The organism is Paraburkholderia sp. RL17-347-BIC-D (genome assembly GCF_046027915.1).
Taxonomy (GTDB): Bacteria; Pseudomonadota; Gammaproteobacteria; order Burkholderiales; family Burkholderiaceae; genus Paraburkholderia.
In genome coordinates, this window is record NZ_JARESS010000001.1 from 594,495 (window position 1) to 620,273 (window position 25,779).

21 protein-coding genes are annotated in these 25,779 nt (G+C 62.3%); 13 read left to right on the forward strand and 8 right to left on the reverse strand.

Translation table 11 applies throughout. From position 1 onward, the window contains the following. Positions 1–243: 243 nt before the first annotated feature. Positions 244–1,437: an MFS transporter gene (locus P0D96_RS02750; RefSeq protein ID WP_408311453.1), complete on the reverse strand. Its 1,194-nt coding sequence runs from the start codon at positions 1,435–1,437 to the stop codon at positions 244–246. Positions 1,438–1,627: 190 nt separating this feature from the next. Between P0D96_RS02750 and P0D96_RS02755 the strand changes: the two genes are divergently transcribed. From P0D96_RS02755 to P0D96_RS02780, 6 genes are all read left to right on the forward strand, one after another. Continuing rightward, positions 1,628–2,590 carry a GlxA family transcriptional regulator gene (locus tag P0D96_RS02755; protein ID WP_132374524.1) on the forward strand — a complete coding sequence of 321 codons (963 nt, stop codon included), beginning with the start codon at positions 1,628–1,630 and terminating at the stop codon, positions 2,588–2,590. A 187-nt stretch (positions 2,591–2,777) separates the two neighbouring features. Beyond that, positions 2,778–3,719 (forward strand): PTS sugar transporter subunit IIA, encoded by a 942-nt coding sequence (locus P0D96_RS02760; protein WP_408282415.1) that lies wholly within the window; start codon positions 2,778–2,780, stop codon positions 3,717–3,719. Between the two features lie 367 nt (positions 3,720–4,086). Next, the gene (locus P0D96_RS02765; protein WP_408311456.1) at positions 4,087–4,842 is read left to right on the forward strand and encodes a hypothetical protein; all 756 of its coding nucleotides are present in this window, start codon (positions 4,087–4,089) and stop codon (positions 4,840–4,842) included. A gap of 137 nt (positions 4,843–4,979) precedes the next feature. Continuing rightward, positions 4,980–5,888, forward strand: coding sequence for a LysR family transcriptional regulator (locus P0D96_RS02770; protein WP_408176793.1), 909 nt, complete (start codon positions 4,980–4,982; stop codon positions 5,886–5,888). Between the two features lie 115 nt (positions 5,889–6,003). Beyond that, positions 6,004–6,873 carry a class II aldolase/adducin family protein gene (locus P0D96_RS02775; protein WP_408311459.1) on the forward strand — a complete coding sequence of 290 codons (870 nt, stop codon included), beginning with the start codon at positions 6,004–6,006 and terminating at the stop codon, positions 6,871–6,873. An 84-nt stretch (positions 6,874–6,957) separates the two neighbouring features. After that, complete coding sequence (locus P0D96_RS02780) at positions 6,958–8,262, forward strand: MFS transporter (protein ID WP_408311462.1); 1,305 nt, start codon at positions 6,958–6,960, stop codon at positions 8,260–8,262. A gap of 99 nt (positions 8,263–8,361) precedes the next feature. On the opposite strand, the gene P0D96_RS02785 is transcribed toward P0D96_RS02780, so the two are convergent. Beyond that, positions 8,362–11,103 carry an MGH1-like glycoside hydrolase domain-containing protein gene (locus P0D96_RS02785; RefSeq protein ID WP_408311465.1) on the reverse strand — a complete coding sequence of 914 codons (2,742 nt, stop codon included), beginning with the start codon at positions 11,101–11,103 and terminating at the stop codon, positions 8,362–8,364. Between the two features lie 138 nt (positions 11,104–11,241). Here P0D96_RS02785 and P0D96_RS02790 point away from each other — a divergent pair, with 138 nt between their 5' ends. Next, on the forward strand, positions 11,242–12,189 hold the full coding sequence (locus tag P0D96_RS02790) for a pseudouridine-5'-phosphate glycosidase (RefSeq protein WP_408176798.1): 948 nt from the start codon (positions 11,242–11,244) through the stop codon (positions 12,187–12,189). A gap of 118 nt (positions 12,190–12,307) precedes the next feature. On the opposite strand, the gene P0D96_RS02795 is transcribed toward P0D96_RS02790, so the two are convergent. Further along, positions 12,308–13,609: an aspartate aminotransferase family protein gene (locus tag P0D96_RS02795; RefSeq protein ID WP_132374532.1), complete on the reverse strand. Its 1,302-nt coding sequence runs from the start codon at positions 13,607–13,609 to the stop codon at positions 12,308–12,310. Positions 13,610–13,714: 105 nt separating this feature from the next. Here P0D96_RS02795 and P0D96_RS02800 point away from each other — a divergent pair, with 105 nt between their 5' ends. Both P0D96_RS02800 and P0D96_RS02805 read left to right on the forward strand, forming a co-directional pair. Beyond that, the gene (locus P0D96_RS02800) at positions 13,715–14,572 is read left to right on the forward strand and encodes a LysR family transcriptional regulator (protein WP_408311468.1); all 858 of its coding nucleotides are present in this window, start codon (positions 13,715–13,717) and stop codon (positions 14,570–14,572) included. A gap of 306 nt (positions 14,573–14,878) precedes the next feature. After that, positions 14,879–15,832: a LysR family transcriptional regulator gene (locus tag P0D96_RS02805; RefSeq protein WP_408311471.1), complete on the forward strand. Its 954-nt coding sequence runs from the start codon at positions 14,879–14,881 to the stop codon at positions 15,830–15,832. Here the strand turns inward: P0D96_RS02805 and P0D96_RS02810 are convergent. After that, positions 15,829–16,773, reverse strand: a complete 945-nt coding sequence (locus P0D96_RS02810; protein WP_408282431.1) for a cupin domain-containing protein — start codon at positions 16,771–16,773, stop codon at positions 15,829–15,831. The genes P0D96_RS02805 and P0D96_RS02810 overlap by 4 nt on opposite strands. A 581-nt stretch (positions 16,774–17,354) precedes the next feature. Here P0D96_RS02810 and P0D96_RS02815 point away from each other — a divergent pair. Together P0D96_RS02815 and P0D96_RS02820 are read left to right on the forward strand one after the other, a co-directional pair. Then, the gene (locus P0D96_RS02815) at positions 17,355–18,809 is read left to right on the forward strand and encodes a catalase (protein WP_408311682.1); all 1,455 of its coding nucleotides are present in this window, start codon (positions 17,355–17,357) and stop codon (positions 18,807–18,809) included. Between the two features lie 72 nt (positions 18,810–18,881). Beyond that, positions 18,882–19,496 carry an ankyrin repeat domain-containing protein gene (locus P0D96_RS02820; protein WP_408176805.1) on the forward strand — a complete coding sequence of 205 codons (615 nt, stop codon included), beginning with the start codon at positions 18,882–18,884 and terminating at the stop codon, positions 19,494–19,496. A gap of 104 nt (positions 19,497–19,600) precedes the next feature. Here the strand turns inward: P0D96_RS02820 and P0D96_RS02825 are convergent, their stop codons facing one another. From P0D96_RS02825 to P0D96_RS02840, 4 genes are all read right to left on the reverse strand, one after another. Next, a complete protein-coding gene (locus P0D96_RS02825) occupies positions 19,601–21,865 on the reverse strand; it encodes a xanthine dehydrogenase family protein molybdopterin-binding subunit (RefSeq protein WP_408311474.1) in 2,265 nt (754 codons plus the stop codon). Beyond that, positions 21,862–22,314, reverse strand: a complete 453-nt coding sequence (locus tag P0D96_RS02830) for a (2Fe-2S)-binding protein (protein ID WP_132374537.1) — start codon at positions 22,312–22,314, stop codon at positions 21,862–21,864. The genes P0D96_RS02825 and P0D96_RS02830 overlap by 4 nt, the downstream gene beginning before the upstream one ends. Positions 22,315–22,385: 71 nt before the next feature. Further along, the gene (locus P0D96_RS02835) at positions 22,386–22,697 is read right to left on the reverse strand and encodes a high-potential iron-sulfur protein (protein ID WP_408176807.1); all 312 of its coding nucleotides are present in this window, start codon (positions 22,695–22,697) and stop codon (positions 22,386–22,388) included. Positions 22,698–22,711: 14 nt separating this feature from the next. After that, positions 22,712–23,710, reverse strand: coding sequence for an aldo/keto reductase (locus P0D96_RS02840; protein ID WP_408176808.1), 999 nt, complete (start codon positions 23,708–23,710; stop codon positions 22,712–22,714). Positions 23,711–23,867: 157 nt separating this feature from the next. Between P0D96_RS02840 and P0D96_RS02845 the strand changes: the two genes are divergently transcribed. Next, positions 23,868–24,302, forward strand: a complete 435-nt coding sequence (locus P0D96_RS02845) for a winged helix-turn-helix transcriptional regulator (protein ID WP_132374540.1) — start codon at positions 23,868–23,870, stop codon at positions 24,300–24,302. 113 nt (positions 24,303–24,415) lie between these two features. Continuing rightward, positions 24,416–25,633 carry an MFS transporter gene (locus tag P0D96_RS02850; RefSeq protein ID WP_408311478.1) on the forward strand — a complete coding sequence of 406 codons (1,218 nt, stop codon included), beginning with the start codon at positions 24,416–24,418 and terminating at the stop codon, positions 25,631–25,633. Positions 25,634–25,779 lie beyond the last annotated feature (146 nt).

The window sequence follows — 25,779 nt, forward strand, 5'->3', positions numbered from 1 at the left end:
GTTGCGTGCGAATGTATTCGTTATGCCTTGTAGCGAAACGCCAATACGTTGCCGCGAGGGCGGATTCAACCGGTGGATGCAATAGTTTGCCGGAATCGACGGTTGGACATGTTCATCAACCCTATCGCGATAGTGAGCGCTGACGCAACTTGGGTGTAGTCGAGACGTTGCATGTCACTGTCCATGTTGTTTAACAGGTGTGGTCAAGACGTGATCTTCGGTATCGACGACGATCGCGGCGAATCAGACGGTCTCGGTCTCGCGACGATGGGTCGTCGCGCGGTACTGTATGCACGGCGGTTTCATGCAATGATGCGCGGCTTCGGCGAACAGGAAAGCGATCGCAATCAGCGCGGCCGCAACCAGACTCAGGTACTGCCCGCCGATCGACTCGAGCACTGCACCGCCAAGCACGCCGGAGCAGGCAAGCCCGATGTATGTCGCGGTATTGTTGAGGGCCAGCAGCAGGGGTGCCACGCCCGGCGAGAGCTGAACGAGCCGATGTTGTTGCGGGACGATGAGCCCCCAGCCGCATATGCCCCAGATCGTGAGCGCAACTGCAGTGCTGAATGCATGCGCGGATGTCCACGGCAACGCACAAAAATTGATGATGGCAAGCCACAGCATCGCATTGATGATGTTGCGGCTCTTGAATCGGTCCACAAGGCGGCCGGATAAGAGGTTCCCGGCCGTCGCCGCCACGCCCCAGAGCAAAAACATCCCGGCGAGAATGCGTCCGTCGCCGTGCGTGACACGCTGCAGCACCACGCCCGCATACGTGTACACCATGAGGAACCCGCCAAAGGCGAATAGCGAAGTGAGCAAGGTGAGCGCGATCCGCACATCGCGGACCGGCGCAAGCCGTTCTCGCAACCTGACAGATGCAGGCCGGGGAACGGATGGCAGCATCGTCCAGACGCCGATCATCGCCACGACCCCGAGCAGGGTGACGAACCAGAGAGTCGTTCTCCAGCTTCCGAAACCGCCGATAAACGTGCCGATCGGCGAGCCGAGAGCTGTCGCTCCCGTCAAGCCGGCTGTGACCGCAGCCAACGCTCGGCCGCGTTTTTCGGGCGGGGCAAGCGCAGAAGCAACGCCCAATGCAGTAGGCGAGAACAAAGCTGCGCCGAATCCCGACAGAGCCCGGCTAAATAAAACCCAGTGCAAGTCCGTAGCGACCGCGCTGAGCATGTTGCCGGCGACGAAGATACCGAGCGCGGAAACCAGCAGAAGCTTGCGCGGCCAGCCGCCCGCCAAAGCCGCCATGACCGGGGCAGCCAACGCGTAAGTCAAGGCGTAAAAGGTGACCATCAGCCCGGCGAGGCTGACGGATGTATTCAGCGATGCAGCGACGCCTGGAAGAATACCGGCAACTACGAAGTTGTCGGTACCCATTGCGAACATGCCCACGGCCAGTATCAGTAGTCGACGGTCCATACGAAAGCTCTTGCGATAAGCGGTTTGAGGTTGAGTCCGAAGACGCGCGTCGCGCTTGGACTGGCACGCGATCACGGGGTCCATCCGGCCGGCTTTTTGCGCCGGAGCGGTATGGGTAGAGAATAAGCGTCGTTGACCATGTCTCAAATGTCATATATACAAGCGATTCAGGACATGACCTCGGCACGCTATGCACACGATCGGCTTCGTTGTATTCCCGAATTTCTATCTAATGGGCTTCGCGGCGGTCACCGCCTTTGAACTGGCGAACGTCGTGCTCGCAGAGCAGGCATACCAGGTGACGGTTCTGTCTGAAGAGGGCGGCCTTGTATTGTCCTCGGCAGGTATCCGTGTAGAAACGCAGCCATTCAGCGACGCCGCGTTCGACACCGTCATGTTTGGCTCCGGCGTCGAGATCGACATCGTCTCTGCCGCATTGACAGCCTTCGTCAGGCGCGCGCTGAGTACGTCGCGGCGCATCGCGGCACCCTGCACGGGCGCTTTTATCCTGGCTGAAGCAGGGGTGCTGGACGGTCGACGAGCGACGACACATTGGCGCTTCGCGCACGATCTGCAGTGCCGTTTTCCCGAGATAGCCGTCGAAGAGGACCAGATTTTCATCGTCGACGGACCGATCTGGACGTCGGCAGGCATGACAGCCACGATCGACATGGCGCTCGCCATGATCGAGAAGGATCATGGTCAGGACGTATCACGCGCCGTCGCCCGCAAGCTCGTCGTTTATCATCGCCGCGCCGGCGGGCAATCGCAGTTCTCCACGTTGCTCGACCTGGAGCCTAAATCCGACCGGATCCAGAAAGCGATCGACCATGCGAACGCCAATCTGCGCAATGCCTTGACCGTCGAGGAATTAGCCGACGTCGCGGGCCTCAGTCCACGCCAGTTCAGTCGGGCGTTCAGTGCTGAAACGGGCCAATCCCCCGCCAAAGCCGTTGAACATTTGCGAGTGGAAGCCGCCAGGCTATTGCTGGAAAAAGGGCGTTTATCTCTGGATGTGATCGCAGACGAAGTCGGCTTCTCGGATCGGGAGCGAATGAGGCGCGCGTTCCTGCGGACCATTGGACAACCGCCCCAAGCGGTCCGTCGCTCCGGCAGGGACACCCGTGGGCCGACTGCGCGCGACCATCAATAACCGTGCGCTCGTTGCCGTCAACCTCGCGTTTGTATGAGGCCACTCGGCACTCGGTCGCAGCTTCTGCGAAACGGCAAAACGATGCTTGTCCACGATGCTCTGATCTGTTTGCGCGTCGCAGCGATTATTTACAGCAAGTTAACGGCGATTTGGTTAACCTGATGACAGACAATGCACAGGAGCCGCCATGAGTCGCGCGCTGGTTGGTCTACGGACTCTTCTTGGACTCGGCAAAACTCAGCCCCATGACCGCTCGCGGTCCGCGCCAGGCCGCAATGTGATGATGCGGGTCACCCTGGACGCCCAGCACGCCACGCCATTGCGCCAGGCGCTGATCCGAGACTGCGGCGATCAGCAATGGACCATTCGTGTCGCGCCGCTGCACGGAACGGGCCGCGTGCGGTTATCGCTCTATCTACCCAAGGACGCAGTCAACGGAGCGATTCAACGGCTCGCGCATCTGGCGCCGGCCGCCGAGGTGGGGCGGCTGCTTGAAATCCCCGAGGCGCCGACGGACGCCTGGCGGGATTTGATGGATGGCGAGCCGCGCGCCGACTCGCCATCCAACGGCATCGAAGCGGTTGAAAAAGGGGACACCCTTGCGCAACTGCTTACACCGCATCATGTTCTGCTCGGCCTGGACGTGGCTGACCGGGAGACACTTTTCGCGCAGTTCGGCCGTTTCTTCGAACGGCACTATGGGTTACCGGCAACGGGCGTGGCTGCAGGGCTCACGGCACGTGAGGCGCTAGGCTCGACAGGCCTCGGCCAGGGCGTAGCCGTGCCGCACGGTCAAATACGATTGCTGCGCCAGGCCATGGCTTTTTACGTTCGTCCCGCGACGCCGATTCCGTTCGATGCCCCCGATGGCAAACCGGTGAGCGACGTGGTCGTCCTGCTCGTCCCGGAATGGGCAAACAGCACGCACCTGCGGCTGCTGGCCGATGTCGCGCAGCGCTTCTGTGACCATCGGTTCCGCGAACTGCTGCATGGCTGTCTCGATGCGGGAGCCGTGTGCCAGTTGTTCGCAAGCTACGAGGAGGCGGATCGTGCGGAGCGCGGCATTTCGCACGGCGATCCCGCCCGTCACGACGGTGCGGCGGGCAAACGGGTCCGCGCGCACGGCTAGCATCGTTCCCGGGTCTCTTCCGGGTTGCCGAACACCCGGTTGATTCCGGCGCGGTTTATGCCGTCGCCGTGTCCTGAACCGCGCCTTCGTCCTCGGACTGCAATCCATCAGATCAGGCCGGCGTATTGCGCCAGGCGATCCTCGTCTCGAAGGTCCTTTCCGGCTTGTCATGCGGTAGCGCGCCGACGCGATGTCTCTGATCACGCGAGCGGCGTCGATCTCCTTGTATTCGTTCACCAGCCGATAACACAGCGAATCTGATTGAGGTTGCAACGACCTCGGGGCATCGGACGCTAAAATAAAACGTAGCGCCGGTCTTTTGCGTGAAACCGATTGTCCGATCCCGATCTATCAACGGCAGGCAACCATGAACACTCACTATGCGTGTTTCGTTCGCCCGGCAGTGGCTGCAATTTGCGTGGCTTCGCTTGCAACGCTCGTCGCGTGCGGCGGAAATACCTGCATTAGCCTCGGCGGGTGTGTCAGCGGAAATAGCGTGCCCGACGTCACGCTATCCGGGACGGCCGCCACCGGCAAGGCGCTCGCCAGCGCGGCGGTCAGCGTCAGTTGTGCTCAGGGTTCGGGCTCCGCCCTGTCGGACGGCGGTGGGCACTACACCCTCACGTTCAACGCCGCGCTGCCCTGCATCCTTACCGTGACCTCCGGCGGCACGAGCCTGCATTCGCTCGCATTTGCCGGCGGCACCTTCAATACGACGCCAGAGACCGAGTTGATGCTGGTCTATCTCGCTTCTCAACTTGGCACCACCGAGAGCGCTCTGATTGCGGGCTTCCCGAGTAACGCACAGTTCCAGCAAGTGCTAGCGAATCAGGCCGATGTGCTTGCTGCGCAATCGGCGGTCGTCACCAATCTGCAACAGCGCTACGGTGTCACGCTGACGGCGCCGGCGTTTCTGACGACGCCGTTTAATGTTGGGCAAGCCGGCGTCGACAGCGATCTCGACGCGCTGGCGGCAGCGGGCGCGATCGACACCAACGGCATGCCCGATCAGGCCGCCGTCGCGCTCCTATCAGCGGCGGGGCTCGCCCATCCGCTCACAGCGGCGTCCTCATCTTCGTCCGGCGCCGGCAGCACAAGTACTGCCGCCGGCGGCATGATGTGACGTTTGGCAAGCCGCAGGCCATGGAATCAGCCTCAGTAAGAGCCATGCTTTCCACGATCCGTAGATAGCGGACAGGGAAGGTATCGAAGCCAAACCGGGTAAATTGTGCAGCCCGTTGCTGCACATGGATTCGACAGATGAAAGATGAAAGATTGCTCGAGATGCGCGTCTTCAAGGCGGTCGTGGAGGCCGGCGGCTTCACCGCGGCGGCGAATCTTCTGGGGGTCAGCCAGCCCTTTGTCAGTCAAAGCGTCAACAGTCTCGAGCGCAGGCTCGGCGTGCAACTGCTGCATCGTTCGACGCGCACGCAGCGGCTGACCCATGAGGGCGAGCGTTTTCTTTCGTCCTGCAACGACATTCTCGATAGCCTGGAGGAAGCGGAAGCGCAGGTCCGCTCCAGCGAGCCGACCGGCAACTTGCGCATCAGCGTGCCTCAAGCGTTTGGCATGGATCAACTGGTGCCCGCGTTGCCCGGTTTCCTGTCGTCCTACCCGAAGTTGTGCGTGCATTTTTCCCTGTCGGACTCCAACGTCAACCTGATCGAGGACAACTTCGATGTCGCGGTCCGCATGGGCCGGCTGCAGGATTCCACTTTGCGCAGCCGAAAGCTCTGCGACCTGCAACGAATCGTCGTCGCTTCGCCGGACTATCTCGCCGCGCACGGCACGCCCGTGACGCCGCTCGGCCTGTCCAGGCACGCCTGCCTGACCTGGGAGTCGCCACGCGAGCATCTGAACCAGTGGCCGTTCATGATCAACGGCAGGCTCGAACGCGTCGTGGTGCAGGGTAGTTTCCGCAGCACCGACGGCACGACCCTGTTCCAGCTGTGCGTGGCCGGCGTGGGCATCATGCGACTCGCCGCCCACCTTGCCTTGCCCGCGATCCGCCGAGGCGATCTGGTGCCGCTCCTCTCGGAGTACCAGGCGAAGGACGACACCGCGATCCATGTCGTCTATCTGCCCGAGCGCCAACTGGTGCCGCGCATCCGCGCTTTCATCGACTATTTCGTCGAAGTCTTCCGCGAGCCGCCCTGGCAAAAGCCCTAGGCGCCCGGCATTTATATATCGGCGTAATAAATCCTATTGCCCGGCGCGCCTAGATCGGCGCCGGGTGTTTCCTTATCGTTAGCGGCATGCGATCACCGTCAACACAGGAGACACCATGAGCACCGGCACTGGAAAAATCGATAGCAGCGCGCAGCAGGCCGAACTGCGCCGCACGATTTCGCATCCTTCGAACAATTCCATCTATCGGCCGAAGCAGGCAGGGCTGAAGTTCCCCGAGCTGCCCGACTTTTCGTCCTTCGCGCAGGAGCGCCAGCACCGCAAGGAACGCCTCGTGGCCGCATGCCGCGCCTTTGCGCTGCACCATCTCGATTACGGTTTCGCCGGCCACCTCACCGTGCGTGATCCCGAGTTCCCGGAGTTGTACTGGACCAATCCGATGGCCGTGCATTTCTCCCAGGTGAAGCTCTCCAACCTGATCCTGGCCGACCATACCGGCAAAGTCGTCGAAGGCAGGTACGCGCTCAACCGCGCCGGCTTCGTGCTGCATGCCGCGGTGCATGAAGCCAATCCCGACATCGTGGCGATGTGCCATGCGCACTCCGTCTACGGCACCGCGTTCGCGGCGCTCGGACGTCCGCTGGACCCGATCACCCAGGATGCCGCGGCCTTCTATGAAGACCATATCGTGATCAAGGACGAGGCCGGCGCAGTCGCGGTCGAGGAAGAGGCCGGGCTGTCGGTTGCCGACTACTTCAAAAACGTCAAGGCGGCGATTCACCAGAATCACGGGCTGCTGACGGTGAGCCGCCACAGCATCGAAGCCGCCGCGTTCTGGTTCATCGCGCTGGAGCGCTGCTGCCAGCAGCAGTTGCTGGTCGAGGCCACCGGCATCAAACCCGTCATGGTGCCGGAGCACAGCTCGCGCTATAGCCGCGAACATGTCGGCAGCGAATACATCGGCTGGCTGCATTTCCAGCCCATCTATGACCAGCTCGTGCAGACCAGCCCGGACATGTTCGACTGAACGGCCAGCATAGGCCGTCGCATACACAACAAGCCGCACTGGCGCGACAGTCAAGCGCGCCGGCGGCGATTCAAGGAGACAACGATGTTGAAATCCGCTTACGGCGATGTCGTCACGCCAGCCAACGCCGAGGACCGGACCTACGCCAAGGTGACGTGGCGGCTGATTCCTTTCCTCTTTATGTGTTACGTCTTCGCTTATCTGGACCGGGTCAACGTAGGCTTTGCCAAGCTGCAGATGCTGACCGACCTCAAGTTCAGCGAAACCATCTACGGCCTGGGCGCGGGTATTTTCTTTATCGGCTATTTCATCTTTGAAGTGCCGAGCAACATCGCGCTGCATCGTTTCGGCGCGCGCAAATGGATCGCCCGAATCATGCTCAGCTGGGGCGTGATTTCCGCCGCGATGATTTTCGTGAAGACGCCTACCGCCTTCTACGTGCTGCGCTTCCTGCTCGGCGTCGCTGAGGCCGGATTCTTTCCGGGCATCATCCTCTATCTGACCTACTGGTTTCCGTCCTCGCGCCGCGCAAAGATCACCGCGATGTTCATGACGGGGATTCCAATTGCCGGCGTCATTGGCGGTCCGCTGTCGGGCTGGATACTGAACACCTTCAACGGCACGGGCGGCATGGTGGGCTGGCGCTGGCTGTTCCTGCTCGAAGCGCTGCCTTCCATTATCGGCGGCATTGCCGTGCTGTTTTACCTCGACGACAAGATCAGCGCGGCGAAATGGCTGAGCGCTGAAGAAAAGTCGCAGCTCGAGAAGGGGCTCGCGAACGAGTCAGGGCACATCGAGGTGCATAGCGCAAGCGGCGCATTCACCAACAGGCGAGTGTGGGTGCTGTGCCTGTGCTACTTCGGCATCATCATGGGCCTGTACGGCATCAGCTTCTGGCTGCCCACGCTCATCAAGGCCTCGGGCGTGAACGACGCTTTCAACGTCGGCCTGCTGACGATGATCCCCTACGGCGCCGCGGCCATCGCGATGGTGCTGCTGGGACGCAGTTCGGACCGGAGCAAGGAGCGGCGCTGGCATGTGGCGCTGCCCGCCGTGATCGGCGCAATCGGCCTGGTGGCGAGCACGCTGATGCCCCACAGCGTCGCGCTGGCTGTCGTGTCCCTCACGTTCGCCACGATCGGCATCCTTGGTGCACTGTGCCAGTTCTGGGCGATCCCGCCTGCATTCCTCGGTGGCGTGGCGGCGGCCGCGGGCATTGCGCTGATCAATTCGGTCGGCAATCTGGCGGGCTTTGTCAGTCCCTATCTGGTCGGCTGGATCAAGGATATGACGCACAGCACCGACATGGGTCTGTATTGCGTGGCAGCCTCGTTGCTCGTGGCGGCCGCCATCGTGCTGACGATGCCGAGGAGCGTGGTCAACCGTTAAGGACAAGTTTGCGCGGCAGCAATGCCCGAGATGTCGATTGCAGCGGCGGCCACCAGCTTTCGTTCCGGCTGGTGGCCGCCGATTCTAGCGGCCCAAACGCTACCGGCCCATGGCCGGTGCGGTGTCTTCCACCAATGGCGCCTCCACCGACGCAACATCAGCCGCAACATGGGACAGCTTCATCATGCGCGGCTGCAAGAGCAGCGCCACGAGCCCGCTCCAGCCGGTCTGATGCGAAGCGCCGACGCCGCGTCCGTTGTCGCCGTGAAAGTACTCATGGAACAGGATGAGATCCCGCGACCGCGGGTCGGCTTGCAGCATCGGATAGGCCGCCATCGCCGGCCGCACGCCTTGTGCATCTTTGAGAAAGAGCGTGGTGACACGCCGTGCGAGGTCGTCGGCAATCTCACTCAGCGAAAAACGCTTGCCCGATCCGGTCGGGTACTCGACGCGAAACTCATTGCCGTAGTAGCGATGGAACTCATATAGCGATTCGATCAGCAGGTAGTTGACCGGTATCCAGACCGGCCCACGCCAGTTCGAATTGCCGCCGAATACGCGCGAGTCCGATTCGGCCGGCTGGTATTGAATGCAGACGTTCACGCCATCATGGTCGAAGACATAAGGTGCGTCGCGATGCACACGGGACAGCGCCCGCACGCCGTGCCCGGAGAGAAACTCGGCTTCATCGAGTGCGCGGCGCAGCAGCGCGGTCATCCGCTGTCCGCGCAACAACGACAGCAGCGTGGTGTTACCCGTGCCGGGTTCGGTCCAGCGCGACACCAGCCTGGCGAGATTCGGCCGATGATCGAGAAACCACGCCAGCCGTTCGCGCAATCCCGGCAGATGGCCGTACACGCGATCCTCGAGCACGTGTACGGCGAATAGCGGAATCAGCCCGACGATCGAACGAATGCGCATCGGCACACGGGTGCCGTCCGGCAGGTGGAGTACGTCGTAGAAGAATTCGTCTTGTGCGTCCCATAACCCTGTTCTGCACCCTTCGCCGCAACTGACCGCTTCCGCGATGTACAGAAAGTGCTCGAAGAACTTCACCGCGATTTCGACGTACGCGCTGTTCGTCATCGCCAGTTCGAGTCCGATCTGCATCAGGTCGAGCGCGTAGGAGGCCATCCATGCCGTGCCATCGGCCTGATCGATGCGGCCGCCGGTGGGCAGCGGCGAAGACCGGTCGAAGATGCCCACGTTGTCGAGCCCGAGAAAGCCGCCCTGAAAGATGTTGTGGTCCTCGGCGTCCTTGCGGTTGACCCACCACGAGAAGTTGAGCAGCAACTTGTGGAACATGACTTCGAGAAATTCGTGATCGCCGACGCCGGTCACCTCGCGGTCGAGTTCGTACACACGCCATGTGGCCCATGCATGAACTGGCGGATTCGCATCGCCGAACGCCCACTCGTAGGCCGGCAATTGCCCGTTCGGATGCATATAGCGTTCCTTCACGAGCAGCAGCAATTGCTTCTTCGCGAAGTCGGGATCGATCACGGCGAACGCGACCGCATGAAATGCAAGATCCCACGATGCGTACCACGGGTATTCCCACTTGTCGGGCATCGACACGATGTCGCCATTGCACATGTGCCGCCAGTCCGCGTTGCGGCCGTGCCTGCGTGCTCCCGGTGGATTCGGTTGCCCGGGGTCGCCGTCGTGCCAGCGCGTCACGTCGAACTGGTAGTACTGCTTCGTCCACAGCATGCCGGCGAGCGCCTGGCGCTGCACGAGCCGCGCATCCGCGTCGGGGATGTCGTGCTGAAGCGCAGCATAGAATTCGTCGGCTTCCGCCTGCCGGCGCGCGAAGAGCGCTTCCATGTCGAGCGGCACGGCATCCGCAGCCGATTCGGGACGCCAGCGCAGGTACAGCACCGAGCGCTCATGAGGCGCGAAGCGCAGGCACACATGCGCGGCGGCGCGGGTGCCCTTGTCGCGCCGGATTGCCAGCTCGTCGCCGTCGACGAGGTAGTCATTGAAGCCGTCCTTGAACGGCCCCGCGCCTTCGGCGCCGAAAATACGGCGCACATTTGTTTCGTTTTCGCAGAAGATCCACTCGAGCGGCTGTTGCGCCGACGCCGTCACGATCATCGTTCCGTGCGCGGGGCTGTGCGCGACGACGCGAGCGCCTTCCTTGGTGTTCGACTCAAGCGTGAGCGACGGCTTGCCGGGCTTGCCCGACCACGCCCATCTGTTGCGCGCCCAGAATTGCGGCAACACATGAAGCACCGCGCACTGATCCGCGCGGTTTTCGACGCTGACGCGCATCACGATGTCGTCGGGTGTGTGCTTCGCATACTCGACGCAGACGTCGAAGTAGCGGTTATCGTCGAACACGCCCGTATCGAGGATTTCATATTCGGGCTGATCGGCGCCGCGCCGCATGTTTTCGTCGATCAGATCCTGGTACGGGTACGCATCGTGAGGATACTTGTACAGCATCTTCATGTACGAATGCGTCGGTGTGCCGTCGAGATAGAAGTAAAGCTCCTTGACGTCCTCGCCGTGATTGCCCTGCTCATTCGTCAGCCCGAAGAGCCGTTCCTTGATGATCGGATCGCGCCCGTTCCAGAGCGCGAGCGACACGCACCAGTCGAGCGGGTCGTTGCCGAATCCGGCAATGCCGTCCTCACCCCAGCGGTACATTCGGCTGCGCGCATGATCGTGCGGAAAGTAGTCCCAGGCAGTGCCATATTCGCTGTAGTCTTCGCGAACAGTGCCCCATTGCCGCTCGCTCAGATAAGGCCCCCAACGGCGCCAGCGGTCGCGCTCCGGACCATGGAGCCGGACACCTTCCGTCGACTGGAGAAGATTGATTGCGCGTAGCGGTGGCATGGAACCTCCCGACCCGACATCGACCATCCGACATGTTCAGTACCGTAATGATAGGCGCCATCGCGCTGTAACGCGTGAACCGCGGACCAGCCCTGTGTTGCATACTTAAGCGAATCACACACTGCCGGAAACATCGACATGGTTGCGAACCTTGCACGCTCCTGGCTAACCTGCAGCGCACCCGTGGCCGCGGCACAGGCCGCTGGCCGCCCGCTCGTGGCGCTTGAATCGACCATCATCGCTCACGGCATGCCTTACCCGGAGAATGTCCGCACGGCACGCGAAGTGGAGGCCTCGATCCGTGACCTGGGCGCCGAGCCCGCCACGATCGCGCTGATCGATGGGCGAATCCGCATCGGCCTGTCGGACGACGAACTGGAACTGCTCGGCCGCGCGGACCACGTGCACAAAGTCAGCCGCCGCGACCTGCCGGCTGTGCTGGCCGGCGGCGGGCTCGGCGCCACGACAGTGGCCGGCACGATGATATGTGCCGCGCTGGCGGGCATCGAGGTCTTCGTCACCGGAGGCATTGGCGGCGTGCATCGGGGCGCGCCGGAAACCTTCGACATCTCGGCCGACCTGCAGGAACTGGCGAAGACCTCCGTGGCGGTGGTCTGTGCCGGTGCGAAGTCCATCCTGGACATCGGCCTCACATTGGAATACCTGGAGACGCACGGCGTGCCGGTGCTCAGTTGCGAGCAAGACAATTTTGCTGCGTTTTACACGCGGGACAGCGGCTTCCGCTCGGACTTCCGACTGGACGACCCGGCGCAGCAGGCACGCTTCATCCGCACCAAGTGGGACTTGGGCCTCGTGGGCGGCGTGATATTGAGCACGCCGGTGCCGGAAGCGGCAGCGATGAGGTTCGAAGAGATCGACGCGCTGACCCAGCAGGCGCTCGCCGAGGCCGCGGCGCAAGGAATCACCGGTAAGGCCGTGACACCGTTCCTGCTGGCTCGCATCAAGGCGCTGACGGGCGGGCGCAGTCTGGCGACAAACATCGCGCTCGTGAAACACAATGCCGAGGTGGGGGCAAGGCTGGCGCTGGCGTTGGCACACGCAGGGCGCGGGGCGGACGCGGCGTAGCCGCCTGAGCGTCTCGGCCATCGAACTTCCGCATCCGGCGAGCAACGGACCTGGGTCGTGGCCTCAACGCGCATCACTGAACGGGCCGCCCGTCGCTTATCGCCGAATGCCGAGGCAGCTACAGCGAACGCTCGATCGCCTGCCCGAGCAGTGCCAGGCCCAGGTCGATCTCATCCTCGTGGACGGTCAACGGAGGGGCGATCCGGAAGACACCGCCCATACCCGGCAACTGCACGATGTTCATGCTGAGCCCCAGGTTCATGCATTCGCGCGTGATCTTTGCGCCAAGCCCATCCGCCGGCTCCTTCGTGCGGCGGTCCTTGACGATCTCCATACCCAGAAGCAGCCCCCGGCCGCGAATGTCGCCGATGCACTCGAAGCGTTCCATCAGATCCAGCAGGCCGCGTTTGAGTCGCTCGCCCATCAGGTTCGCACGCGCGACCAGCCCCTCGCGCTCGACCACATCCAGCACCCGCAGACCGACGGCGGCGGGGAGGGGATCGGATACATGAGTCGTATAGAACAGGTAGCCCAATTCGTGGGCCCGCTCCTCTATCTGTGCGGAAGTTACGACGGCCGCGAGCGGCAGACCGGCGCCTAGCGTTTTCGACAGAGTAAGAATGTCGGGCGTGACGCCGTCGCGCTGGCACGCGAACATCGTGCCCGTGCGGCCGACCCCGGTTTGCGCTTCATCGAGAATCAGCAGCATGCCGCGCTCCTCGCATTTGCGCTTCAACGCGGCCATGTAGCCTTCCGGCAGTTCGATGATGCCGCCGGAACTGAGGATCGGCTCTGCAATGAAGGCGGCGAGATTGCCACTGGACTGACGATCGATGAGATCGAACGCATAGTCCAATTCCGCCAGGTAATCGTACTCACCGTGGCGCTCGAAACGCGGCCGGTACAGGAAGGGGGCAGGGATCGCAAAGGAGCCGACTGCTGCCGGACCGACGCCTTTGCGACCGGCGCTGTAGGTGGCGGAGGCTGCCGCCCCCGTCATGCCATGCCAGGACTGCGCAAAACCGACGATTTCATATTTGCCGGTGACCAGCTTCGCCATGCGAATCGCGGCCTCGTTCGATTCCGCGCCCGTGCTGAGCAACAGTGCCCGGTCGAGTCCGTCAGGCGTGATGTCGGCGAGGCGGGTCGCAAGATCGACCACCGGCCGCGAAAGCATCCCGCTGAAAAGATGGTCGAGCTTGCCGGCGTATTCGTTGATGACCGCGACGATTTCCGGATGGCTGTGCCCAAGCACCGCGCTCATCTGCCCGGAGGTGAAATCCAGAATCGCGCGGCCGTCCGCGTCATAGACGAAGCTGCCCTGGGCGCGCTCGATGATCATCGGCTCGAAGGTGCCGCCATAGCGGATCAGGTGCTGCCTGGCGTTGCGCCAGAAAACTGCATCATTGTTCAGGGACACCTTGCTTCTCCTTGGCGGGTAGCGGGAATAACTTGCAGTCTAGATGGCTCTCTGGTTTCATAGAATCGAATAGTTCTTATCGAAGCTAGAAGCGGACCTAATACCTTGAGTCTTTCACTCGAAATCGATCTGCTGCGATCATTTACTGTCGTCGCCGAAGTTCGCGCGCTCAGCCGGGCGGCGAACCGGATCGGCCGAACCCAGTCGGCGCTGAGTCAGCAGATGAAGCGCCTCGAAGAAATCGTCGACCAGCCGTTGTTCCAGCGCACGGGTCGTGGGGTGGTGCTGACCAATCCCGGCGAACGTCTGTTGATCCATGCCCAACGCATTCTGCGACTGCACGACGAGGCGATGGCCGATCTGTCCGGCAAAGGGCTGTCGGGGACGATCCGCTTCGGCTGCCCGGACGACTACGCCGCCGTTTTTCTGCCGCATTTACTGCGTCAGTTTTCGAGCCAGCATCCGCATGCGCTGGTCGAAGTGATCTGCGCTCCCACGCCGCGATTGCTCGAACAACTGGAGATGCATGCGCTGGACCTTGCCATGATCTCGTTGCCGGAAGACGCCTCGTACGACGACATCATTCGTCGCGAGCCGCTGGTCTGGGTCGGCTATCCGGGACTCGACTCGGCACACTTCGACCCGTTGCCGCTGGCGCTTTCCGATCCGGACACGCTCGACCACGTGGCGGCCTGCGAAGCGCTGCGACGTGCCGGCAGGGCCTACCGCATCGCCTATGCGAGCAGCAGTCTTGCCGGCCTCACGGCCCTGGTCCGCTCGGGGCAGGCCGTTGCCGTCCTCACACAGACTGCCGTCGCCCCGGATCTCCACATACTCAATGGCGATCCTGCACTTCCGCCTTTGCCGACCATAGGCATTACGCTGAAGTTCGAGCGAGAGCGGCCGGCTCATCTGGTCACGGTATTCGCGGAGCACATCAGACTGACGCTGCCGTTGCTGTGATCGAACGGGTTCAACGAGGTCGACGATCGTCGACTCGCAGTTGCTACGCTCTCGCAGCTGGCAAGCAGGGCGGCACTGGCTTTCGACGACGGTCAGCGAAAGATCACGCCCCTGGCGTCGGAACGATCGGCGCCCGCGACCGCAGTACCGCTCATGGTTTCATGCGCTCCTGCCAGTACACTACCGGTCTAAGCAAAATCCGGCTCGTCCGGTCCGCGCACATGCGCCGAAGTCTCGCGGGCAGAGCGTTGCGCGGGTCCGGTTTTGAAGTTCCCTGTAGAACGCTCGATTCGCGTCAGACATGCCATGGATTATTTTGCCGCGGTACGCGCCTTCGTTTGCGCAGCGGAACTGCAGAGCTTCAGCAAGACGGCCCATGAAATGGCAGTCAAGACCTCGACCATCTCGCGCTACGTGAGCGAACTGGAAAAGGATCTGGGCATTGCCCTGTTCAACCGGTCGACGCGGGGGCTCGTCCTGACCGAAGGCGGCAGGCTATTTCGTGAGCACGCCATGCTTGCCCTGCAGGCACTCGATGACGCGCGCCAGGTGACCTCGTCATTGAACCGCACACCGCAAGGCATGCTGCGCGTCACGATGCCGCCGGCATTCGGGCGCCGGCATATCGTGCCGCATCTGCCGGCGTTCATGACGCGCTACCCTGACATCGGCCTCGATATCGTGTCGACCGACGAAACGCTCAATATGATCGAAGCCGGCATCGACGTGGCGATCCGTATCGGCGTACTGCCCGATTCGTCATTGATGGCCAAACGCATGGCGCCGCATCGTCGTATCGTCTGCGGCAGCCCGGCGTATTTCGAGCGGAGCGGGATGCCTCGCGTCCCTGAAGATCTGGCCACGCACGATGTGCTTCGCTTGTCCCTGCTGCCGGACGACAAATGGTCGTTCACACGCATCGCGGATGCACAGGCATCGCCCGAGCAGGTGCTGGTGGCATTGCGAGGGCGCCTGCGCGCGGACGACTCCGAAGCCGTGCTGGAACTCGCCGTGGCCGGCTGCGGGCTTGCTCTCCTGCCGACGTGGCTCGCCTCTACGGCCCTACGCGACGGGCGCCTGCAGCACGCGCTGCCAGAATGGGAAGCGCGCACGGGGCGCGCCGAACCAGCGGTCTGGGCAGTCTACCCGCCGAAGAAAATCGTATCGTCGAAGGTGCGCGCGTTCGTGGACTTCTACGCCGAGGCGATTGGCGAGCCGCCGTACTGGGACGACGGACTCGCACCGGCGCTTCGGGCTTAACGGGCGAAGCGAATGTCGAGCGTGCGCAGCCAGGTCTGCAAGCCGGCATCCTGGATCGGAATCACATAAGCGTTCTCGTCCGTTTCATTGAAGTGCGCATGCCAGTATCCCGGCGGCGTCACGAACGCCATCCCGGCTTCCCAATCGACGCGGGTGGGATGCGCGATATTGCCGCTCTCATCCAGTTCGGTGCCGACCAGCGTATACACGCCCGGCTTGCCCCCGGCGATGAAGTCGAGTGCAATCGACTGATGGCGGTGCGGCTTTTGCATCGAGTTGGGCGGCACGATGCCGAACATGGCCCACAACACATGCGTGACCGTTCGCGTCTGCGGAAAGTTGGCGTTGCCCATCAGCACACTGATGCGGTTGCGGCGGCCCGCATTGGCTTCTTCTGAAACCCTGCGCAATTCCGCCTGCGCCTGAGCGGCCGGGTAGAGCGTCGGCGCAAAGCGCGCCGTGACGCCGGTCGTGCCGAGATAGGTGAGCAGCGGCGCGTCGTTGACGTAATAGAGCGTGGCCGTCGTGCCGGCGGATAGCACAGCGGCATCGCCGCCGGGCAAGGTGAAGAAATCGCCCTGCGCGAACGGGAAGTGGGTGTCGGCCTGCGTCACGCTGCCGGTCCCGCTGATGACGTAGCAAACCTGCGAGGTCGCGTTCGGGGCGAGCGTCAATGCGTCCCCCGCGTTGATGCGCAGAAAATTGGCGCTCAGGCCGGGACCGGTCGCGGGGCTAGGGCAACCCAACTCCGCGGAGAGGTCGAGCGGCACGATCCGGGTCACTCCGTCCGCGTATAGCGAAGGCGGGAAATTGCGGAAGGGCACCCGCGAGATGAGCTTCGCGCCGATCGGATTGGCGGACGACGTGTATTCGAAGTATTGCGCATCGAGGGTCGCGTCGGCGGGTTCGGCGAGAGGCGCCAGAGACGTACGGGTCAACATGGTCTGCTCCTTTGGATTGGGAAAACTTCGTGCGGATCCGTCACGAAGTTGGATTGGCGTCCGAAAGCTGAGCTGACTATAGGCGCGGGTAGCTGGCCTCAGAAGTACCGGATGTCGAAATCACCTTTGCGCAAATGGGCACGCCGCTCATTCATTGCCGTTATTCCGCGCAATGATAAGGTTTAGTTAAGGTGGTTTATAAAATAATTTAATGCTGATCAGATATTACAGATAAAAACATATTGCTCATAAGGGTATGTGCTGAAAGACTAAATTCAATTGTAATGGCTCTCATTACAGATAAAGCATGCAGCGACTGACCACCTGCAATCGTTCTGTGTTGAGGCACTGCGCCCATCTCCTCCTTGCGTCCCGCCATTGTTATCTTTGAAAGTAATTCGGCCTCTATTGAGATGATAGGAAAAAGAGATTGGCTAATCTAATAGCTGAGCAATAGGATTCCTCCGGCTTCTAACTGAACCCAGGAATACAACGTGAAAATACTGAAGACACAGATTGCAGCAAGCATTTTCTCAATCATCTCGGCAATCTCGATCGCTCAACCGGCGCATGCCGCGGATATGACCCAGGATAGCGGGTCGCCGGTCGGCGACAACCAGAATTCGCAGACGGCGGGCCCTGAAGGTCCAGTTCTTTTGCAGGACTCTCATCTCATTGAGAAGCTGCAACGCTTCGATCGCGAGCGCATACCCGAGCGCGTCGTTCATGCGCGCGGCACAGGTCTCTTCGGCGAGTTCGTGCCGACGACAGACCTTAGTTCGCTGACCACTGCCCAGGTGTTCACGCCGGGAACGAAGACTCCGGTCTTCGTTCGATTCTCGACGGTGATGGGCTATCGCGGGTCGCCCGAGCAGGCACGAGATCCGCGCGGTTTCGCTATCAAGTTCTACACGCAGCAAGGCAACTGGGACATGGTCGGCATCAATTGGCCGATCTTCTTCATTCGCGACGCCATCAAGTTTCCTGACTTCGTGCATGCGAACAAACCGTCGGCGGTGACGGGTGTGCAGGATCCGAATCTGGCGTTCGACTTTTTTGCTCACTCGCCCGAAGCGACGAACATGCTGACGCATCTCTACACGGACGAGGGCATGCCGGATTCGTATCGTCACATGGACGGTTTCGGTGTGCACGCATTCAAGTTCGTGAACGCGAAAGGGGAAGTTCACTACGTGAAGTTCCACTGGAAAAGCCGTCAGGGCGTCGCAGGCATTCGTCCCCAGGATATCCCGCATTCGATCGGCGCCGACTGGAACATGATGACCAACGACCTGTACAACTCGGTCAAGGCGCATTCCTATCCGCAATGGGATCTTTATATCCAGGTGCTCTCGCCGAAGGATCTGGACAAGTTCGATTTCGACCCGCTCGATGACACGAAGGTGTGGCCGTCCTCCATCCCGGAGCAGAAGGTGGGCACGATGACGCTCAACCGCATTCCGGATAACTATTTCGAGTCCACGGAAGAATCGGCATTCGCGCCTTCACGGCTCGTGCCGGGCATCGAGCCGTCCGAAGACCGGATGTTGCAGGGCCGCCTGTTCGCTTATGCCGACACGCAGATGTATCGCCTCGGCCCGAACTACAACCAGTTGCCGATCAATCGTCCGATCGTCCCGGTCTACAACAACAACCAGGACGGCTTGATGAACGAGGACGATCGAAAGGGCGAAGTGAACTACGAGCCATCCGGAGTCGCTGAAATCGCACAGCAGGATAAGTACAAGTCCGTGCAGACACCGCTGAAGGGGACAACCCAGCAGAGAGCGATTCACAAGACGCTCGACTTCCGTCAAGCCGGCGAGTACTACCGGACGCTGTCCGCGACCGACAAGACAGATCTGATTACGGCGCTGTCGGGCGACCTTGGCCGCGTGACCAACGACGCGAACAAGTACGCGATGCTCTCGTACTTCTATAAGGCTGATGCCGACTACGGCACCCGCCTCGCGCAGGCGACCCATGCGGATGTCACCCGAGTGAAGGATGCGGCAGCACACCTGAGCGATAACTGAAGCTTGCGCGGGAGGCCTGCGCAAGCAGGCTTCCCGAATGATTAGGCAGGCTTTCTCACGGAGGACGTAGTAATGCAATGCTCTTTCACCGCCCGGCGCCTTGCTCGGACCGTGGCGGCCGCCGCCCTGGCCGCACTGTTGACGGCCAGTTGTGCGCAACACGTGTATCAGCCGGGAACGTATTCGGCCGCGACGGACACGCCGCGTTACACCGAAGACTGGTTTGCCGCGGCGCGCGCGGGACGCACGGATATTGTTCAGGCGTTGATCGATGCCCATTTCCCGCTCGAGACGACGACGCCCGAGGGCTATACCGCGCTGATCCTTAGCGCGTATGACAATCATCCGGAGACATTGAAGGCTTTACTTTCCGCAGGCGCCAACGCCTGCGCCGCCGACCGGCATGGCAACACGGCGCTGATGGGCGCGCTCTTCAAAGGCGAGACGAATATTGCAATGACGCTGCTCGACACGCATTGCGCCATCGATCAAACCAACAACGCGGGGGAAACGGCATTGTCGTTCGCCGCGTTATTCGGCCGGCTCGATATGATTGCGGTGCTTGTCGCGCACGGCGCCGACGCGAATCATGTCGATGCGCGCGGCGGGACCGCGTTGCAAATGGCGATCGCACAACACAACCCGGCCGCGGAAGATGCATTGCGGCACGCCGGCGCGACACAGTGAGACGTGGCCGATGGAACGTCTCTTATGCCGTGTCGCCCGTCGGTAAATCAAGTGATCGCGAGACTCGCACAAGCTGCTGCTTCCGGCACTCAACCATTCGCCGATCACGTCCGCTTCAATAGCGCGGTATCCACCGGCAACGCCCGGATTCGCTTGCCCGTCGCATTGAAGATCGCGTTGCAGATCGCAGCCGATGTCGGCGGCACGCCCGGTTCGCCCACACCGCCGGGCGGAGCGGCGCTCGGCACGATGTACACGTGCGTGTCCGGCACGGAGTCGATACGGGCGACCCGATAGTCCGTGAAGTTCGACTGATCGGCGGCCCCGCTGCTGAAGGTCAGTTCGCTGTACAGCGTGTTGCCGAGCGCCATCACCACCGCGCCTTCGAACTGCGCGATCACACGATCGGGATTGACGATGCGTCCGCAGTCGACCGCCAGATCGACACGCGTTACACGCACCGAGCCATCGTCGGCAACCTGCACTTGCGCGACCGCCGCGACGTACGTCAGAAAGCTGCGATGAACGGCGATGCCGCGTCCATGGCGGGCGGGCAACGCGGCGGACCAGTTCGAACGCACCGCCGCCGCGCGGACCACGGCGGCATAGCGCGCGGTATCGATCGGATACTCGTCGATCGACGCGCCGTAGTTCGGATAGTCGACTCCCAGCGCATGCAGATCGACATGGCGCGGACTGCCCAGCAGCGCGAGCAGATGTCGCACCGGGTCCTGGCGCGCGGCAGCGGCGAGTTCGTCGGCGAATGAGCCCAGCGCGAAGCCGTGCGGAATGTTGTACACCGAGCGATACCAGCCGATGCGTGTATGCGCCGGCGCCGCGCCGTTTTCGCATTGCACATTGGCGACTTCATAAGGCATGTCGGTCACGCCCTGACCGAGTTCGCCCGCCGAGCCGTACACCACGTTCGGCGTGAACGTCGAACCGATCGACGGAAACACGCTGCGATGCAACCACGCAATCGTCGCGCCCTGGGCGTCGAGTCCGCCTTCCATGTGCTGCGCGCACACGGCGTGGAAATAGTCGTTACGTATGTCGTCTTCGCGTGTCCACGTCAGCTTGACGGGCGCGCCGGCTTCACGCGCCAGGAATGCGGCCTCGGCCACATAGTCCGGCTTCGACTTGCGGCCGAAGCCACCGCCGAGCAACGTGACATTGATCGTCACGGCCTGCTCCTGCACGCCGAGCATCTGTGCGACGGTGGTACGCGCCTGCTGCGGGTTTTGCGTCGCGGTCCAGACCTCGACCGCGCCGTTCGCAAACGATGCCGTCGCGGCCAGCGGCTCCATCGCCGCGTGCGCGAGGTGCGGCACGTAATAGTCGGCCGATACGTGTTGCGTGGCGTTCTTCAGCGCGCCCGATGTATCGCCGTTGTTGCGCACCACCTTCCCAGGCTGTTGCGCAGCGTCTTCAAGCGTCTTGCGATACGCGTGGCTATCGTACGTGCCGTTCGGCCCGAGGTCCCATTCGAGCTTCAGTTGCCGGCGTCCTTGCAGTGCGGCCCACGTGCTGGTCGCAATTACCGCGACGCCGCCCAGCGGCCGGAAGCCGGCGGGCAGCGGGGCGGCTGGAATACGCACCACGCGCAGCACGCCGGGCACCTTCAGCGCCTGACTCGAGTCGACGCTCTTGAGCGTTGCGCCATAAACGGGGGCACGTTCGACCGATGCGTACTTCATCCCCGGCAATACGACATCGATGCCGTACGTCGCCCGGCCATGAACGATGTCGTCGAGATCGACGATTGGCAGCGACTTGCCGATATAGCGCCACGTGTCCTCGCTTTTCAGGCGCAGCGTGGCGACGCCGGGCACCGGCTGACGTGCCGCGGCGACCGCCAACGCACCGTATGAAAGCCGCCGTCCGCTCGCCGCATGCACGACATGGCCGGGTTCAGTCCGACAGCTCGCCAGGCTCACGCGCCACTGCGCAGCGGCGGCTGCCACCAGCATCTGCCGCGCGGCGCCGCCTGCTTCACGCAGTGGCTGGAAGAACTGGCGAATGCTGCGCGAGCCATCGGTATTCTGGTCGCCGTACTTCGCATCGCCTTGCGCCTGCACGACTTCGACGGTGTTCCAGTCCGCATCGAGTTCGTCGGCGAGGATCATGGCGAGGCTGGTGCGGATGCCGGTGCCCATCTCGGAGCGATGCACGACCAGCACGATTTCGCCGGACGGCGCGACCGACACATAGACGTTCGGCGCAAATACGGTTTTGGCGCCGCTCGCCGAAGCGAGCGGGCTCGCTGCAAACGCCATGCGCGCGCCGCCGACATGCAGGCCCAGCACCATCCCGCCCGCCAACGTACCCTTCAGCGCCCGGCGCCGGCTCAGATTGACGATTTCACTCATGACGCCTGCTCCGCTGCTGCCTTGATGGCAATCTTGATGCGTTGATAGGTGCCGCAGCGGCAGACATTGCCGGACATCGCTTCGACGATCTGCTCGTCGCTCGGCTTCGGCGTCTGTTTCAGCAGCGACGCTGCCTGCATCATCTGGCCAGGCTGGCAGTAGCCGCACTGCGGCACATTGGCGGCTTTCCACGCTCGCTGCACGGGATGCTCGCCGCCTTTGCCCAAGCCTTCTATCGTCGTCACGGGCTTGCCCTGGACATCTGCCAGCGAGGTCACGCACGAACGCACCGCCACGCCATCCAGATGCACGGTGCATGCGCCGCATGCGCCCACGCCGCAGCCGAACTTGGTGCCATGCAATCCCAACAGGTCCCGCACCGCCCATAGCAGCGGCATATTCGCGTCGGCGTCGAGGTTGTGACGCACGCCATTCACAATCAGTTCCATCCGTCCACTCCTTGTTGTCGACGCACGCACCTGTCGACGCTGCATGGCATCGCCTTACCGGCGCGCACCGTTCATGTTCTTGCCTGATAGGCGTTGCACCATCCCGCGCCGTTCACCTGCTTCGGGCCGAACAGCGCACACAGCGCGCTGGCGTCGGCTGGCTTGCCCTGGAAGAACTGGCAGTTCGAGCAGCGCTGGTTGTCGCTGTAATGGGGGTATTTCGAGCGATCGACGTGAGTGGCGTCGGTCTTGTACCCGAGCGCCTGCGCAGCGGGATCGCTCTCCTGAAGTTGCGCGGGCGCGGCCCAGACAGCGCGTCCGGTGATCGCGAGCGCTGCGGCACCGATTGAACGGAGCATGAAGGTGCGTCGATGAGTTCGCATGATCGATGGCTCCTTCACGCAACGAGTACGCGTTCCGGCGGCGCCATGAATTCCGGCCCCACGGGATCCTTGACGAACTGCGCGAGAATCGCGTCGATCTGCGCGAACGCCTTCTCGTCGAGATGCCAGCCGAACACATCGTCGATCCCGTCCAGTTGCGCAGGACGGCGTGCACCCCACAGCGCGATCGTCGGACCGCGGTCGAGCACCCAGCGCACGGCCAGCGCGAGCACCGACTTGTCGAAGTTATCGCGCGCGAACACGTTCAGTGCTTTCACCGCCGCGACATACTGCTCGCGACGCGGCTCGCGAAACTTCGGATCGCGCTGGCGCAGATCGTCGCCCTCGAAACGCGTCTCGACGCCGATGCGCCCCGCCAGCAGTCCGCGGCACAATGCCCCATAGGCCAGCGCGACGAGCCCATGCTGTTTCGCATACGGCAGCACGTCACGCTCGATATCGCGCTCGAACAGGTTGTACGGCGGCTGCGTGGCCGACAGCGGCGCCACACGGCGGAACGCATCCATTTGCGCCGGCGAGAAGTTGCTCACGCCCAGCGCGCGCACCTTGCCTTCCTTGCGCAGAGCGTCGAGCACCGCGGCGGTCTCTTCGATCGGCACCAGCGGATCGGGCCAGTGGACCTGATACAGGTCGATGTAATCTGTCCGCAAGCGCCGAAGCGTATCCTCTACTTCCTGACGAATGCGCTCTGGCGACGAATTGCGAAACACTGCGCCGTCGTGCCATTCCAATGCGACCTTGGTCGCGATGACCGCCTTGTGCCGATACCCGTCGGCCAGCGCCTTGCCGACAATCTCCTCCGAAGCGCCGAAGCCATACACCGGTGCCGTGTCGATCAGATTGACACCGCTGTCGAGCGCCCGGCGGATCACCGCGATCGAGTCTTTCTCGTCGGTGCCGCCCCACATCCATCCGCCGATCGCCCAGGTGCCAAGGCCGATGCGTGAGACGGGGGTCGTTAAACCTTCAATTGCGATTGTTTCAATAGTCATGTGAAGCTCTTTAATCAAAGCACTGCGTAAAGCACCGCATACGGGTCGAATGCAATCTGACTAACGGCGACGTGCCCATCGAACGGGCAGGCGAGCCGATTATTTCAGCGGCATCCGGCGATCACAAGAAGGCACCTGACGGTTTCATACTTTCCCCATGGAAACTAATTGCTACGACGGCGCTTGCGCGCACGACAACCCGCAAAAAAAAACCGATGACCTCGCGCGCAACATCATCGAGCAGATCGCGGACAAGTGGACGATCCTCGTCATCGACGCGCTCGGCACGCACGGCGAGATGCGCTTTTCGCGGCTGCGCGAAGTGGTGGAGGGCGTGAGCCAGAAAATGCTCACCAAGACATTGCGGCAGCTGGAGCGTGACGGCCTCGTTACGCGCTACGTGCATCCGGTGATTCCGCCGCGAGTCGACTATCAGCTGACGCCATTGGGACGCAGCCTGCTCGACAAGATCTGCGGGATATGGGATTGGGTCGAAGCCCACATGAGTGAAATGGAATTGGCGCGCCGCGAGTTCGACCACGGCGAAAAGCGGATCGATCATCTACGTCCGCGTGATGTGCCCATCGCTTAGCGTAGTCGTAGCAAGAGGAGCTCGACGCTCAGCATGAGCGTCGAGCTGTCAGCAAGGTCGTGAGAAATTGCCCATAATTGCGCGCACTGTTCGAGCAACCGTTGGGACGTTTCATGAAAGCCGCTTCTGCCGCACCGCAATCCCCGATCGCATTTCTGGCTGTCGCGTTGGCGTTCGCGATCAACATGATGGGCACTACGCTACCAACGGCGATCTATCGGTACTACGAGCTGCAATATGGTTTTACCCCGACCATCATCACGGTGATCTATGCGTCGTATGCAATCGGGGTGCTGGGTGCGCTGCTGCTGGTCGGCAACTGGTCCGATCAGCTAGGCCGTCGTCGCATGCTGCTGGCGGGACTGTGTGCGTCGGCCGCGTCGGCGCTGACATTCCTGCTCAGCGACGGGCTGGCGCTTCTGATGCTCGGCCGCCTGCTGTCGGGTATCTCCGCCGGCATCTTCACAGGAACCGCCACCGTAGCCGTGATCGAACTCGCGCCGCCTGCGTGGCGCAGCAAAGCGATGCTCGCGGCTACCGCCTCCAATATGCTGGGGCTGGGTTGCGGCCCGTTGCTAAGCGGCATCCTCGTCGAACTGTTTCCCTTGCCGATGCGCTTGCCTTATGCGGCGCATCTCATGCTCGTCGGTGTCGCCGCACTGATCGTCCTTGGCGTGCCGGAGACCGCTGCGATTCCTTCGCGCGTGAAGCTCGGCGTCCAGAAAATTTCGCTTCCCGCCGAAGTACGCCCCGCGTTTATTCCTGCCGCGCTGGCAGGCTTTGCAGGCTTCGTCGTGGTGGGCTTCTTTGCGGCGGTCGCCCCTCAACTGATTCGCGGTGTACTCGGCTTTCAGAGCGGCATCGTGACCGGCGCGATCGTGTTCCTGCTGTTCGCGTGCTCCGCCCTCGGACAGATCGTGCAGACGTTCATTACTGCCCGATGGAGGCAAGCGGCCGGCTGCGTTGGACTCGTCGTGGGGCTGATGTGTGTCGGCCTGTGCGTGCCGGCGCAATCGCTCGGCGCGCTTTTGCTCGGCACGGCCCTGGCAGGCATCGGGCAGGGCATCAGCTTCCGCGCCGGGTTGGGCGAGATCGCGGCCGCGGCACCTGCGCAACGGCGAGCGGAAGTCACGTCCAGCTTTTTCGTCGTGCTTTATGTGGCGATCTCGCTACCCGTGATCGGCCTTGGTATCGCCGTGCAGATGTCCGACATTCAACGCGCGACGCTGCTCTTCGTCGGCTTGACGATAGTCCTCGTGCTTATCGCGTTGCTCCTGCTGATGCGTAAGCAAGCGGGCACGGAGCAAGATGCCAGAGCGATCGGTGATTGATAGGCCATTCGCTCCGCTCATCGAGACGAGCTCTGCCTACGGCGATTATTTTGTCGATCTCACCGGTGACGGCTTCGATTGCTCAATTCGCCCGGCTTGTCTTCCGGACGGAATTGCTGGCCGTCACCCGGCGCTCGTCTATCTGA

Coding starts and splice junctions, on each gene's coding strand:
- P0D96_RS02750 (WP_408311453.1), bottom strand. CDS start 1,437: ATGGACCGTCGACTACTGATACTGGCCGTGGGCATGTTCGCAATGGGT.
- P0D96_RS02755 (WP_132374524.1), top strand. CDS start 1,628: ATGCACACGATCGGCTTCGTTGTATTCCCGAATTTCTATCTAATGGGC.
- P0D96_RS02760 (WP_408282415.1), top strand. CDS start 2,778: ATGAGTCGCGCGCTGGTTGGTCTACGGACTCTTCTTGGACTCGGCAAA.
- P0D96_RS02765 (WP_408311456.1), top strand. CDS start 4,087: ATGAACACTCACTATGCGTGTTTCGTTCGCCCGGCAGTGGCTGCAATT.
- P0D96_RS02770 (WP_408176793.1), top strand. CDS start 4,980: ATGAAAGATGAAAGATTGCTCGAGATGCGCGTCTTCAAGGCGGTCGTG.
- P0D96_RS02775 (WP_408311459.1), top strand. CDS start 6,004: ATGAGCACCGGCACTGGAAAAATCGATAGCAGCGCGCAGCAGGCCGAA.
- P0D96_RS02780 (WP_408311462.1), top strand. CDS start 6,958: ATGTTGAAATCCGCTTACGGCGATGTCGTCACGCCAGCCAACGCCGAG.
- P0D96_RS02785 (WP_408311465.1), bottom strand. CDS start 11,103: ATGCCACCGCTACGCGCAATCAATCTTCTCCAGTCGACGGAAGGTGTC.
- P0D96_RS02790 (WP_408176798.1), top strand. CDS start 11,242: ATGGTTGCGAACCTTGCACGCTCCTGGCTAACCTGCAGCGCACCCGTG.
- P0D96_RS02805 (WP_408311471.1), top strand. CDS start 14,879: ATGGATTATTTTGCCGCGGTACGCGCCTTCGTTTGCGCAGCGGAACTG.
- P0D96_RS02810 (WP_408282431.1), bottom strand. CDS start 16,773: ATGTTGACCCGTACGTCTCTGGCGCCTCTCGCCGAACCCGCCGACGCG.
- P0D96_RS02815 (WP_408311682.1), top strand. CDS start 17,355: ATGACCCAGGATAGCGGGTCGCCGGTCGGCGACAACCAGAATTCGCAG.
- P0D96_RS02820 (WP_408176805.1), top strand. CDS start 18,882: ATGCAATGCTCTTTCACCGCCCGGCGCCTTGCTCGGACCGTGGCGGCC.
- P0D96_RS02825 (WP_408311474.1), bottom strand. CDS start 21,865: ATGAGTGAAATCGTCAATCTGAGCCGGCGCCGGGCGCTGAAGGGTACG.
- P0D96_RS02830 (WP_132374537.1), bottom strand. CDS start 22,314: ATGGAACTGATTGTGAATGGCGTGCGTCACAACCTCGACGCCGACGCG.
- P0D96_RS02835 (WP_408176807.1), bottom strand. CDS start 22,697: ATGCGAACTCATCGACGCACCTTCATGCTCCGTTCAATCGGTGCCGCA.
- P0D96_RS02840 (WP_408176808.1), bottom strand. CDS start 23,710: ATGACTATTGAAACAATCGCAATTGAAGGTTTAACGACCCCCGTCTCA.
- P0D96_RS02845 (WP_132374540.1), top strand. CDS start 23,868: ATGGAAACTAATTGCTACGACGGCGCTTGCGCGCACGACAACCCGCAA.
- P0D96_RS02850 (WP_408311478.1), top strand. CDS start 24,416: ATGAAAGCCGCTTCTGCCGCACCGCAATCCCCGATCGCATTTCTGGCT.